This window comes from Paenibacillus sinopodophylli (genome assembly GCF_005930355.1).
GTDB classification, from domain to species: domain Bacteria; phylum Bacillota; class Bacilli; order Paenibacillales; family Paenibacillaceae; genus Pristimantibacillus; species Pristimantibacillus sinopodophylli.
On sequence record NZ_VDBO01000002.1, the window covers coordinates 85,698 to 98,797 of the forward strand.

The 13,100-nt window shown below is 45.3% G+C and carries 12 protein-coding genes; 8 read left to right on the plus strand and 4 right to left on the minus strand.

Going from position 1 to position 13,100, the window contains the following annotated elements; translation table 11 throughout:
- Nucleotides 1-20: 20 nt before the first annotated feature.
- On the minus strand, nucleotides 21-2,684 hold the full coding sequence (mprF, locus tag FGT79_RS12300; protein ID WP_138753116.1) for a bifunctional lysylphosphatidylglycerol flippase/synthetase MprF: 2,664 nt from the start codon (nucleotides 2,682-2,684) through the stop codon (nucleotides 21-23).
- Nucleotides 2,685-2,914: 230 nt separating this feature from the next.
- Complete coding sequence (locus tag FGT79_RS12305; RefSeq protein WP_138753117.1) at nucleotides 2,915-3,142, minus strand: hypothetical protein; 228 nt, start codon at nucleotides 3,140-3,142, stop codon at nucleotides 2,915-2,917.
- A gap of 187 nt (nucleotides 3,143-3,329) precedes the next feature.
- On the opposite strand from FGT79_RS12305, the gene FGT79_RS12310 reads away from it, so the two are divergent.
- From FGT79_RS12310 to FGT79_RS12325, 4 genes are all read left to right on the plus strand, one after another.
- On the plus strand, nucleotides 3,330-3,785 hold the full coding sequence (locus FGT79_RS12310; protein ID WP_138753118.1) for a MarR family winged helix-turn-helix transcriptional regulator: 456 nt from the start codon (nucleotides 3,330-3,332) through the stop codon (nucleotides 3,783-3,785).
- Nucleotides 3,786-3,868: 83 nt separating this feature from the next.
- Entirely contained in the window at nucleotides 3,869-5,281 is a 1,413-nt protein-coding gene (locus FGT79_RS12315; RefSeq protein WP_138753119.1) for an MFS transporter, read from the plus strand.
- A 280-nt stretch (nucleotides 5,282-5,561) separates the two neighbouring features.
- Nucleotides 5,562-6,686, plus strand: coding sequence for an NADH-dependent flavin oxidoreductase (locus FGT79_RS12320; RefSeq protein ID WP_138753120.1), 1,125 nt, complete (start codon nucleotides 5,562-5,564; stop codon nucleotides 6,684-6,686).
- A 219-nt stretch (nucleotides 6,687-6,905) separates the two neighbouring features.
- Nucleotides 6,906-8,528 (plus strand): MDR family MFS transporter, encoded by a 1,623-nt coding sequence (locus tag FGT79_RS12325; RefSeq protein WP_138753121.1) that lies wholly within the window; start codon nucleotides 6,906-6,908, stop codon nucleotides 8,526-8,528.
- A gap of 70 nt (nucleotides 8,529-8,598) precedes the next feature.
- Here the strand turns inward: FGT79_RS12325 and FGT79_RS12330 are convergent, their stop codons facing one another.
- Nucleotides 8,599-9,063 (minus strand): MarR family winged helix-turn-helix transcriptional regulator, encoded by a 465-nt coding sequence (locus tag FGT79_RS12330; RefSeq protein ID WP_171056212.1) that lies wholly within the window; start codon nucleotides 9,061-9,063, stop codon nucleotides 8,599-8,601.
- A 106-nt stretch (nucleotides 9,064-9,169) separates the two neighbouring features.
- Here FGT79_RS12330 and FGT79_RS12335 point away from each other — a divergent pair, with 106 nt between their 5' ends.
- From FGT79_RS12335 to FGT79_RS31110, 4 genes are all read left to right on the plus strand, one after another.
- Nucleotides 9,170-9,586 (plus strand): MarR family winged helix-turn-helix transcriptional regulator, encoded by a 417-nt coding sequence (locus FGT79_RS12335; protein ID WP_171056213.1) that lies wholly within the window; start codon nucleotides 9,170-9,172, stop codon nucleotides 9,584-9,586.
- A gap of 54 nt (nucleotides 9,587-9,640) precedes the next feature.
- Complete coding sequence (locus tag FGT79_RS12340) at nucleotides 9,641-10,390, plus strand: GTP pyrophosphokinase (protein WP_138753124.1); 750 nt, start codon at nucleotides 9,641-9,643, stop codon at nucleotides 10,388-10,390.
- A gap of 36 nt (nucleotides 10,391-10,426) precedes the next feature.
- Nucleotides 10,427-10,960, plus strand: a complete 534-nt coding sequence (locus tag FGT79_RS12345; RefSeq protein WP_138753125.1) for a hypothetical protein — start codon at nucleotides 10,427-10,429, stop codon at nucleotides 10,958-10,960.
- Nucleotides 10,961-11,063: 103 nt separating this feature from the next.
- Complete coding sequence (locus FGT79_RS31110) at nucleotides 11,064-11,240, plus strand: hypothetical protein (RefSeq protein WP_171056214.1); 177 nt, start codon at nucleotides 11,064-11,066, stop codon at nucleotides 11,238-11,240.
- Nucleotides 11,241-11,285: 45 nt separating this feature from the next.
- On the opposite strand, the gene FGT79_RS12350 is transcribed toward FGT79_RS31110, so the two are convergent.
- Nucleotides 11,286-12,857 (minus strand): helix-turn-helix domain-containing protein, encoded by a 1,572-nt coding sequence (locus tag FGT79_RS12350; RefSeq protein ID WP_138753126.1) that lies wholly within the window; start codon nucleotides 12,855-12,857, stop codon nucleotides 11,286-11,288.
- Between the last annotated feature and the right edge of the window lie 243 nt (nucleotides 12,858-13,100).

Below are 13,100 nucleotides of genomic sequence, written 5' to 3' on the forward strand. Positions count from 1 at the left end.
CGGAATAAAACCCGCAAGGCCTAATGGCTTTGCGGGTTTTTGCTTTTTTCGGGTTTACGCGAGATGAGGCGTATAAGATCGACGAGCAGCAGCGGAAGTGAAGTCGAAGCAGGATAAGCTAAATAGCGCGGCTCCCACTCTGGGGAAAATTTCTCTTTGTATCTGCGCAGTCCAACAAAACTATACCAGCTGCTGCCACGCTGGAACAGAATGCGGGCAAGCTTCTCCTCCTTTATCGCTTTCTGATGCTGGCCGACACTCGATAATGGAGCCATTCCTAGATTAAAACGTTTGTAGCCCTCTGCTTTCGCCCATTCCAAAATACAAATGAACAATTGATCCATCGTGCCGTTTGGTGTTTGTTTCAAATACCTCATGAGATCAACGGACAATGTAGCATCATCATACCCGTAAGCCAGTGATGCGAAGGCGATAATTTGGTTCTCCTGATTTCTGAGCAGAGCGATGGGCGCTAGTTGCAAGTAATTTTCATCAAACCAGCCAAGAGAATAGCCCTTCTCCTGTTTCCCAGCAAGCCATTGATTTGAAATGAGCGCAAGTTGTTTAAGCAACTCGTTATGGTGTGGAGGCTGTGCCATTTCGAATTGGAAGCCTTCACGCTCAAATCGGTTTTTTACCGTTCTGAGATGCGCGTTCTGCTTGCCAACAAGTGTAAAGCGCTCCAAGTCGACAAGGGCTTCCTCGCCAAGTTTGAAGAAGCGATAGCCATTCTCATGATAACAAGGCAAATACGATGGCGCAGCTTGATAGAAAACAACCTCTAAAGCGAATTCGTCTGCAAAGGTTTGGAACTGCTGAATGGCTTCGCTAATGAAAGTTTCAGGACCAAGTGGATCGCCTAATACTACAAGCTTATTTCTGATCTTGGCATAAGGAAGCATAACCCGATTATTGCAAGCCCAGAAGAAGCGCTTGTCTCCTGTAAAGAGCATATGTGTGAGCAGATTACCTTGTTCTGTTTCTAGAAAGACTTGCAGCTTGAGCTGCTCATCTTCCGCATTTGGTTGCGAGCTGAGCGGCTTTGGCTGAAAGAGGTAAAGTAGAGACAGCATAAGCCATGCAATCAATAGACTGAATACAGCGACAATCGTATGCTCCTTTGGCTCAAGGAGCCATGAAGCATGGGCCCTCGGCGGCAGATGCATCAAGAAAGCCGGATGTGTATGTGAGCTTACCAGATAGTAGCCATAGACGATAACAATAGTGACGAGGGCGCCTCCAAGGATATTGTAGCGTCCCAGGGGCATTCCAAGCCGATAAAATCGGTGTCGCGATACCCATAATAATAGCGCTACGATAAGCAGGTATATCGCCTCTTCATAATCAAAGCCTTTAGCTAAAGTGAATATTGCGCCAGCACATAGCAGCACCAGTGTCCAGTAGTAGGCTCGTTTCACTCTCAGCGATATCCCGCGAGACAAGACAATGAGCATAATACCGATGATGACGCTGAGCTGATGAGATAATCTCATCAGTGGAAGAGACAATAGTTGTTCCATGTAATGAATGCGGTAAAGCATGCCTGGTGTTGCGGCGGATAGCAATAAGATAACTCCAGCGGCAAAAACCAGCTTTCCTAGCGACCAAGCGCCAATTTCGCCGACGAATCCAAGCTGCCTTGGCCAACCCCAGATAGTCTGCCATACATTGAAAGCACGATCCAGCATGCTGAGTTCTCCCTGATCCAGCCGTTTTCGCTGAAACGGTATCTCGAAAGCTGCCATTATGAGGCCGATTAACCAAGGGATGATATAGTACAGCAGTCTGAATAGAACAAGAACGACTGCACATTTCTCTGGCGGATAGCCTAACAGTTGAAGTCCAAGTATAGCGATGATATCGAAGCCGCCGATACCGCCGGGAGCCATACTGACAATACCTGCAATTGCAGCCATCGTATAGATACCGAGTGCTTGCTGGAGCGAGAGGCTATCCAGAATGGTATGGCCAATGAGCCAGAAAGCCAGTCCAGCGAAAAGCCACTCTAGCGTAGATGAACTGAGCGCAGCTGCGAACGTTTTTGGTTTGAGCACACCTTGGCTCCGATTAAACCATTTCGAGAAAAGAGATGTTCGCTGCAGCAGAACGAAGAGCGGCAAATATAGAGCGGTTGCCCAAAGAGCGTAGGTGAGCCATGGATGAGCTTCGAGCAGCTCATGAACAGCGAAAACACCAGTAATAGACAGCCAAGCGAGTATAGATAGTCCTGTGAACGTAATGGTCGTCAGGAATGCAACTGCGGCTGCTATGCTGGATAGCGGAACGCCTCGATTGCGGTACAGAAAGGTACGCAGACCAGCGCCTGTAAGGCCGGCGAATCCGATCATGTTATTTGAGGTATTGGCAATCCAACCGAATTTGAACACGTCCCAATAACTGACGTCTAGTCGGAAGTGCTTGCGAATCAACCAATCATATGTATTCATCACGGACACGGCAATCAGCGAAAATCCAAACAAAAAGAGTAAGGTTGAAGGCTGGAGACGTTGTAATTCATGAATCGCAGCTCCCCAGTTAATGGTTCGAAATTCCTTCTGACCTTCCCAGTAGACGAATAAGACGATGGCAACTGGGAGCAGCAGCCGAACCACTTTTGCTCGATAGAGCAAAGAAAGCAGTCTGATTAAGTATAGTTTTTGTATCCATTTTTGAATCCAACTCATGATGTTGCTCCTTGTCTATGTTACCTAGCTAGTATAAGCTACAAAATGATTATTTAAGCTGATGTTACACGAATACGCCTTGTATTTCAATCTTATTGGTATCGCGACACCTAGCCCAAATGTGAAAAAAATGCCTATTTTGTTCGTTGCTGATCAAATAAAAAAGCAGTATTGGTACATGCAAATTAGCATGCATCCAATACTGCTTTTCTATTTATAAGTTTAGTCGGTTAGGCGGTTTGGCTTGTAAACGAAGATGGCAGCAGCGAGTAGACGTTTTGAAGCATAGAAAGGTTAGGGCTGAGCTTGAATGTAGAACCGGCGAACGTGCACCTGTCATAATTGAAACGAAGCGATTGGATATGAATCGTGCAGTTGATAAACGAGCAGCCAATGTAATGAGCGCCGTCCAAGTAAATAGGCTTGTTATGATAGGTCTGATTAATAATGTATTCCATATGAGATATCCTCCTCTTAATTCCGGACTGTTTATATGAGTTTATGTTTCTATTTCTATGGATATAACCTCAAATGCTAGATTTGAAACAAATGATCAGAATGGTTCATTCCGAAACGTGTTGACAAATAAACGGTTTGCTTTTACTATTAGTTTGAATTCAAACTAAATGAAGGAGTGAGCTCCGTATGGGGAAAGAAAGGCCGCATATCCGTTTTCCTTGGGAGCATGAGGATAGCAATACGCTGCTTATTAAGCTGGCATTCACTAACATAAAGCGCGAGATCGAGGGTGCCCTGCGTCCGCTTGGATTAACGCCGCAGCAATCGCAGACGATGCATTTGCTTGCGATCAAACCAGGTGCGATGAATCCGGATATCGAGCAGCTGCTGTTTATCGACAAATCAAGTGTAACCAGTCTCATTAACGGGATGGTTAGACGTGGCTGGGTTATCCGTCAAGAGCATGATCAGGATGCTAGGATGAAACGGATCTATTTGACTGATGAAGGCCAGGTGAAATTTAAGCAGTCGCAAGAGGCGGTCCAGCAAGCGAAGGATAAATCGAGCAATTTGCTTACGAAGGACGAAACGGCTGTTCTGCATGATTTATTGAAAAAAATAATTAAAGCTTACGAGCAATAAAACGCGTTTTGCTTTATTTTAAGCATTTCGTTTGAATTCAAACGAAAATGTATAAATACAAATGAGGAAGGGTGACTCTGAACATGGAAGCAGTACGAACAACAAATAACGGCGAGAAGCTTATGCCGATTTTAGCCTTTACATTAGTATTTTCGATTATGAATGCATCGATGTTTAACGTTGTTATGCCCGTAATCAGCAAGGAATTCGGCATAACGCCTTCACAGGTAAGCTGGCTGCTGACCGGCTATATGATTGTTTATGCAGTAGGCTCCGTTACATACGGGAAGCTGGCTGACAAATACCGTTTGAAGGATCTTCTAACGTTTGGGCTTATATTTTTTGCGTTAGGCTCGGTTGTGGGGCTTGTCGCTTCTGAATATTGGATGATCGTACTCGGACGTATTCTGCAAGCGAGCGGAGCCGCTGTCATACCAGCAACAGCCATGATTGTTCCTGTCCGTTATTTCTCACCGGAGAAGCGAGGCAGAGCACTAGGGACAGTTGCAGCGGGGCTGGCGCTTGGTACGGCACTCGCGCCGATCGTTGCAGGATTGGTTACCAGCTTTGCGAACTGGCGATTTCTATTTTTATTGTCAATCATTCCGCTGTTTGCACTCCCTTTCTTCCGAAAATATTTGGACAATCAACGGGGAACGGCACAGAAAATTGACTTCCTCGGCGGCATTCTACTAGGAGGCTCCGTAGCACTGCTGCTTCTTGCCATTTCACAAGCAAACTTCCTATTCGCTGTAGGAGGAATTGTGATTCTTGTTCTGTTTATCATTCGAATTCGTACGGCAGCAGAGCCGTTTATACAGCCGAAGCTGTTCCATAATAAGAAGTATGCGTTCGGACTATTTATTACGTTCCTTGCGACAGCTTTAAGCTTCGGAATGCCATTCGTCACGCCTCAGTTTCTCTCAGGAATCAATGGGCTGTCACCTGCTGTAATTGGTCTTGTCATGTTCCCAGCAGCGATTATCTCGGCGTTCATGGGTCGCAGAGGAGGAAAGATTGCAGATGAGAAAGGCAATTCTTTTCTCGTTTATACGGCGATTTCACTCAGCTTTACTTGTTTTGTGCTGCTATCCATCTTCGTCGGTACGTCCCCATATCTCATTCTGTTTTTCCTTATATTCGGCAATATGGGTCAAACCTTTATGCAAATCGCGATGTCGAACACCATATCACGGACGCTTGCGAAGGAGCAAATTGGTGTTGGCATGGGGCTGATGTCGTTGTTGAACTTCATATCCGGCGCGATGACCACCAGTATGATCGGCAAAGTATTAGACGCGAAGCAAACAACCTTTCATCTGAATCCATTCGCGTTTCATCAGGCAGGTTTCGTCTACAGCAATATATTTTTCGTGCTTGCTGTATTGGCTGCGGTCATCGTAACTATTTATTACTTTTCTTTCAGCGCATCAGGCGGGAAGAAAGAGCGAAAGGCTGAGCATAATAAAGTGAATTCGACATCAACTACTGCTTAATTGCGTGGTGGTTCCACAGTTGATAAGTTACCTTAGAAAAGCAGCTGAAACCTAACCGTTTCACTGCTTTTTTTTAAAAATATAGGAAAGGATATGATTTCACGATCCTTTCTCTATAGTTCTCGGAATGAAACACGCCCTCAAAGGCCGGGAAAGCCGTTTCACCTTGGCAGCTTGACATTCGTAACTGTATAAACTAATATTACAGTATCGGAAAAAGTTACAGTTATTTTGCGTGCTTGCAGCTAATCGTAAATAGACAATAGGAGAGATGAACATAATGAAACAGAACTATAAGCCATTGTTTGAAGAAGTATCCTTAAAGAGCGGAATTCAATTGAAGAATCGAATTGTAATGGCGCCAATGACGAATTTCTCCTCGAATGAGGATGGAACGGTATCCGAAGCTGAATTGAAATATTACGAGCGCAGATCTGGCGGCGTAGGCTTGGTTGTTACGGCTTGTGTATATGTATCTCCAAGCGGAAAAGGATTCCAAGGCGAGTTCGGAAGCGATAGCGATGCATTGATCCCGAGCTTGCGAAGCTTGGCTTCGACCATCAAAGAGAAAGGCTCGAAGGCTGTGCTTCAGATCTTTCATGGCGGAAGAGAATGTCCGCCGAGCCTAGTTCCAGACGGTGATGTTGTGAGCGCAAGCGCAGTAGCTTCAGAACAAAGCGCAAACGTTGTGCCAAGAGCGTTATTAGACTCCGAAATTGAACAAATCATTCGTGACTTTGGCGAAACAACGAGAAGAGCAATCGAGGCTGGCTTTGACGGTGTGGAGATTCATGGTGCCAATGGTTATCTTGTACAGCAGTTTTTCTCTCCTCATTCGAATACACGCACCGATCGCTGGGGCGGCAGTCAAGAGAATCGTTTGCGCTTCCCGCTTGCGATTGTAGATGAAGTGCAGCGTGTTGTTAAAGAACATGCGAGTGCTCCTTTCCTAGTAGGCTACCGCTTCTCACCTGAAGAAGCGACTACTCCAGGCATAACGATGGACGATACGTTCAGGCTTGTTGATGAATTAGCGCTTAAAGAGCTGGATTATCTGCATGTTTCCTTGATGGAATTCTGGTCGATTCCGCGCCGTGGCGCAGACGAAACGAAGACACGCTTGCAATGGATTCAAGACCGAGTGGGCCATCTGGTGCCTGTTGTCGGGGTAGGCTCCATCAACACACCTGATGAGGCGGTGAAGGCGCTTGATACCGGCGTTCCACTAGTGGCAATTGGTCGTGAGCTGATTGTAGAGCCAGATTGGGTGGAAAAGGTAGCACAAGGACGCGAAGACGAAATTAAAACAACGCTCAGCAAGGACGATCAAGATCGTTTGGTCGTGCCGACACCGCTCTGGCAGGCAATTGTTCATACGCCAGGCTGGTTCCCTTTGGGCGATTAATATAGATGAATGAAGACAGGCCGGAGCTAGCACCGGCCTGTCTTTTTTTGTGTGCAAAAAAACACTTTTTAATCGATAGCGCATACATCAAATATTACAGTTGTTTTAGTACTAAAGTTATTGTATCATAGACAAATAGGTAGGCAACCTAACTAAAAAATCATTAGTTTGGCTGCCAAAGGGTCATAATAAATAAAAATGTTTAGGAGTGCAGAGCATATGGAGCATTTGACACACAAGAAAAAGCTAACGATAATGATTGCGCTAATGGCGGCTATGTTCTTCGCTGCGATTAATCAGACAATCGTAAGTACGGCAATGCCAAGAATCATTGCGATTCTGGGAGGCATTGAGTACTACACTTGGGTTATTACGATTTACATGCTTACTTCAACCATCGCGACAGTGCTAGTCGGCAAGTTGTCCGATATTTATGGGCGCAAGCCATTCTTATTGGTCGGGATCGTATTTTTCATTATTGGTGCGTTTTTATGCGGAACCTCAACGACGGTCTTTCAACTGATAACGTACCGAGGCATTCAAGGCTTAGGCGGCGGTATTCTAATGTCGGCGACGGTTACGGCGGTAGGTGATCTGTTCGCGCCGCGGGAGAGGGCGAAATGGACGGGAGTCATGATGGCGGTATTCGGCTTCTCAAGTGTCATCGGTCCAACACTCGGCGGATTTTTGGTCGATCATATTGCATGGAAATGGATTTTCTGGATCTTCCTTCCGCTTGGCGTCGTCGCTTTCGGCATGATCTGGTCGATGTTTCCCAAAACAGCTAGAAAAACGACGGAGTCAATCGACTATCTCGGTTCGTTATTTCTATCCTTAATGCTGATTGCATTGCTTCTCGGCTTCTCATGGGCAGGTACGAAATATGATTGGGCATCTACGCAAATTATTGGATTGTTCGCCGCCTCCATCGTTTTTCTAATCATTCTTCTGTTGGTCGAACGGAAAGCGAAAAGTCCGGTATTACCTTTGTCCATGTTCAAAAACAGTATCGTGACGATATCCAATTCAATTGGGTTTCTGATGAATGCCGGCATGATGGGGGCAATGATGTATTTGCCGTTTTTCGTGCAGGGGGTACTCGGCATTTCTCCAACCTATTCGGGCTTCGTTAATATGCCGATGTCAATTGCGATGATCTTCTTAAGTACATTGTCTGGTCGCTGGATTTCCAAATCAGGCAAATACAAACGCTTCGCATTGGCAGGCATGCCGTTCATGGTGGTTGGTATGCTCATGATGGCCTTTATGAATAATGTGGGTGTTGCTGTTGCAGCGATGATCGTATTCGGTATTGGACTTGGGATTTCAATGCCGGTATTCACCTTGACGGTTCAGAATGCAGTAGCGCCATCACAGCTAGGTGTGGCAACGGCAACAGCAACCTTGTTCCGCAACTTGGGCGGTACAATTGGTATTGCCGTGATGGGTACGGTCATGAACTCGACGATGTCGAGCAAGCTGGAAGCTGCCGTAAAAGCGGGTGAAGGCCCGGATTTGACACAGGTAGATCCGGAGACAGCACAGCAGCTGTCCAGTTTCCTGAATCCGCAGATGCTGCTCGACCAGCCCAAATTGAAAGAGCTGCATGCAACGCTTCCTGAGCAAGTGCAGCCGTTATTTACCCATATTATTGATATGGTTCGTTCGGTTCTAAGCGACTCACTAACTGTCGTATTTTTGTTCGGCATGTCTTTGCTCGTGGTTGCCTTTATATTGGTTATGTTCCTGAAAGAAATTCCGCTTCGCTCCGCGAACGATACGAAGGCTAAAGCGGAATCCGAGCCAATCGATATGGTCAAAAAAGAGCCTGCTCTCCAATAAGACGGAGAGAGGCTCTATAGAAGGGATTTCACAGGCAGCAGCTGCTGCCTGTGAAATCCTATTTTCTTATCTATTCATCCAGCGATTTATTCGCTGCTTCAAGAAATTGAAACACTTGATTCAACATGAGGATAAGCTGGTCGGATTGCTCCTTGCCAAGCTCATCTATAATGCCCTTGAATATCGATTTGAATCTATCAATCGCTTTGGTTGCTAGCAGGTTACCTTTTTCGGTTAACGTAATTCCAGTTATTCTACGATCTGTCTTGTCGACAGTTCGGATTACACATTCGGCAGCAATTAGGCTGTTGAGCATTTGGGTAACGGTAGGTGATGTCACCTGCAATATTTTGCTTAATTCGGTGACTGTCGTGCCAGATGTTCCTTTATCATTACTTTGCTTAACGCTGACCAGCAATCTAATCTCGCTAGCCTTGAGACCGTCCCACATCGTTTTTTTGCGCCAATCGGCACGTGCGAAACGTTGAAACACATGTATAAGTTCCGATACATTCTCGTATTTATTATCGCTCATTCGATTCACCTCGGTGAACATATTTGATAGATTAATTAGGTAACCTATGTAATTATAGTAATGTTTCTGGACAGAAGTCAATGCTGGATAAGAAAAGAGGATGGACATGTCGATTGATGAAGATTGGAAGGAGCTATATCCGCTGCTGAAAAGTGTCTACAAAAAAATGAAAACAGAATGGCATAAAGGTATTGATTGCAGCCTTTCCGTTAATCAAACCAGAATGCTTCAATATTTGAATCGAAAAAGTCCAATGAAATCTACGGAAATCGCAGATTTGCTTTTTATAACAGCCGGCGGAGTTACGCTGATGGGAGATAAGCTGCTTGAGATCGGATTGATTGAGCGTTCACGCTGCGATTCGGATCGACGTGTCGTGCAAATTACGATAACGGATGCAGGGAAGGCCTATACGGAGTCCATTGAAGAGAGAGATTCTGCTATAATAACCTATATAAAAGAACGAATCACAAACGATGATTTGCAGCATTTAAGTCGTATTTTTCAGCTTCTGGATGAGTAACGGAATGATTCGCTACATATTAACCCGCTAGGTGCGGAAGGGGAACAACACAGCATGTCGATGGAACAGATGCATATGGTCAAAGATTTCAAACAGCAAATTACACGCTTTATGATGATGTACAAATTTGCTTTGCAGGAGCTTGAAACGAAGATAGACATATTGAAGGAAGAGTTCAAACTGCTGCATGAGTACAATCCGATTGAGCATACCAGCTCACGATTGAAGTCTCCCAAAAGTATTATGGAGAAGCTTGTGCGCAAGCAATGCGACTTCAATTTCTCAAGCATTCGTCATGAGATTAAGGATATTGCAGGCTTGCGTATCAACTGCTCCTTTATATCTGACATTTACCGGATTAGCGATATGCTGCAGAACCAGAGCGATTTGAAGCTGTTGTCGATCAAAGATTATATTAAAAATCCTAAACCGAATGGCTACCAAAGCCTGCATCTATTGATTGAGGTGCCGGTGTTTATATCGGATCGGCGTGAGAATGTGTGCGTAGAAGTACAGATTCGCACGATTGCGATGGATTTCTGGGCAAGCCTTGAGCATAAAATTTATTATAAATACAAAAATGCCATACCGCCGCATCTGTTGAATGAGCTGAAGGAAGCAGCGGATTCTGCTGCGGCGCTCGATAAAAAGATGGAGAGGCTGCACAATGAAATAGAAGAAATTAAAGAAGACCAAGGAAATGATCTGGGCGATGAGATGATTCGCCTGCTGATGAGTAATCAAGCGGGGCCGCTTCCCGCTATTATTCAAGAGCTTACGAGGGATGTTTCGCGAAAAAAATAGTCGTGAACCCCGAAACAACATCATAAAGTGAAAGTAGTGCGTCATCGTGCTGCCAAGCATAATGTGTTGTTGAAGGGTGGTCATGCGGAGATGGTCATTGCAAGCTTTCAAGCCTTCATGCAAGTATTTGGCTTATCTGTATCCATGAGCTTAGTAGGCGGCCTGATTGGACATTTTGTGAAAAATGGAATTATCGAAATGCCTAAGCTCGTGATCGAATATGATGAGACGAATCTGACACTTTCAAGCAATTGGTTAATCAGGTGGATTCAGCGCATTTATTATTTCGTTATTTTCGTTATTGGTTTTCGGGATCACAGCAATGCGAAAAAGAAGATTTTTTTCGATCTGGGATTTTTGGGAGATCTCCTTATTGCTATTGGAACGGGGATTCTGGCCAAAACAGCTTTGTCGATGGCGAACACGTCCGATAACTTTGCTGTCGTCAGCAGCTCTTTGCTCGCAGGCTACGCAGGACTTGCTTATCTGAAAGGGAAGCAGAACAAGGAGTTTGCTGATCTGTTCCCAGAAGAAATGGATGATCCAAATCCGCGAACGCCTCCAAAATAATAGGAAAGTTTATGCAAGTTTTGCGTATAATGACCATAGCTGATAAACCCGAAGCGATTAGGGATCGATTTTTGATCAAAACATGGTAAGGAGGGTGGAGCACGTGGGGAAAATACCGGTCAAAGTGACCCCTGAGGAAATGCAGGAGCTCAAGAAGTTAGCCGAGATTGTCAAAAACCCTCACCTTCCAATGTCGGACCGCCGGATTGCTAAGACGCAGTATGAGTCGATCATCAACTTTGCGAAGAGCAGCAACCGCGGATTTATATCATCTGTATAGAGAAAGTACGATAGTTTGAAGCTGCTCCAGCAGGGGCAGCTTCTTTTATTTGGCCTCGTCATTCAAGCTGAGCAGTGAATCCATGATGCGATGCCGTCCTAGCGGTGTCCAGCTCATCGCGAACCAATTCGGAATGTAGCGGATACCATTGTTGCGAACGGCCTCATGCGTTTGCCAGAAGGTGCTATGCTGCATTTGCTGGAGAGCATTGTCGTTGTTGGTTTCAAAAAAATGCTTCTGGATAAACAAATAATCCGATTGCATGGAGATGGTTGATAATTGACCGGGCGGGAGCTCGAGCTTGCGGTCGATTACGGGGCTGCTGCTTCCGGCCGTAATTCCGAGCTGGTTATAAATCAGATCATTTAATGGATGTTCTGGCGCGCCAATGATCCGAACGGTATCTGGCGTTACTCGCATGAGTGCGAGACTGCCATTGCCGAAGCGGCGGCTTAGCTGTTTCTGGACGTCAATGGCCCGGGCTTCGAGCAGGTTCAGAACTGCGCGAGCCTTGAGCTCAAGGCCGAGCAGCTCCGATATTTTGAGATAGGTCACTTTCCAATCCGAGTCATAATCTATACAGATCGTAGGAGAAATAAGCTGCAATGCCGGATACAGATGGCGATGATACCGATCAATAATAATGAGATCTGGCTTTAACGCCGCTAATTGCTGCAATTGACCTGCTAAGCGAATTTTAAGCTTTTGTTCATCCATGCCGGGATAGGGGTAGCTGTTCACCGTTAGGACGGGTTCAATCTGCAGTGACCGAAGGATATCGTCATAGTGATTGCAGGCTACGGTCGCAACCGTTAAGTGATGACGCTTAATGTATAAGGCAGGTGCGATTCCCACCATTTTTTTGAACACTTTGCTGAAATAAAATTCACTGTTAAAGCCGACTCGCGCCGATATTTCCCGTATAGTAGCATGACCTGCAGACAGCTGCTTTTTCGCTTCCTCGATTCGAATGAAATTGACGTAGTCGATGGGGGATACGCCATGCAGCCTTTTGAATTTCCGTGAATACGACGTAGGTGTAAGCATCGCAATATCAGCTAACGTGCTCAGCTCCATTTTTTTGTGCAGATGGGAATGGATGTAACGGAGGCTGTCCTGCATGCCTGCATCACGTTCCGTTTCCTGCTCATGCGAGAGCAACTCATAAAGCACCTCGTTGAACAAAAGCTGGAACCTCGTTTGCAGCATCGGTTCATGCCGTGGTTTTCTTGCGGCTTGAAGCAGTTGTACGAGCTTCTCTCGATACTGCACCTCGTTGCGCAAAGGAACCCCTAATTGCTTAAGCGCTGTGGGAAGCTCAGGCTGCGCAGACAGCAGCCACTGACGTTTGCTTCGTTGCAAGGTTACGGGCTCCAACAGTAATAGAATATAGTCCAGCTCATCGCTTTGGGATAGGAAGCTTACGTTCATGCCTGGCGTTAAGAAGAAAGGCTGCAGCGCATTTATGGAATGAGACTTCTGATCGAGGATCAGTTCCCCGCTGCCCTTCGTAATAAACCCTAGTACATAAAAGGAAATCGGTTTATGTAGAATGGAGAAGCGCGTTGTTCTCCGATATTCATGAATGGAAGATAGTACAAACATGGTATGATTCATTGCAGCACCCTCTGTCTCTGTTAATCCTGATTAAGAAACGTGAATGAGAAATGATATAGTTACATTCTAAATGAAAATGATTCTCACAGTCAAACAAGAATAGTAATAAAAAATAAACGCCAAAAGACAATTGATAAAATAGTATATGGAAATGGATAAACGGATAGATGTACAAAATGAGGCAAACCATCTATCATTTTGAATGAGAATAGTTCTCAGAAAATGGCTGCTTACAGCCCAAAC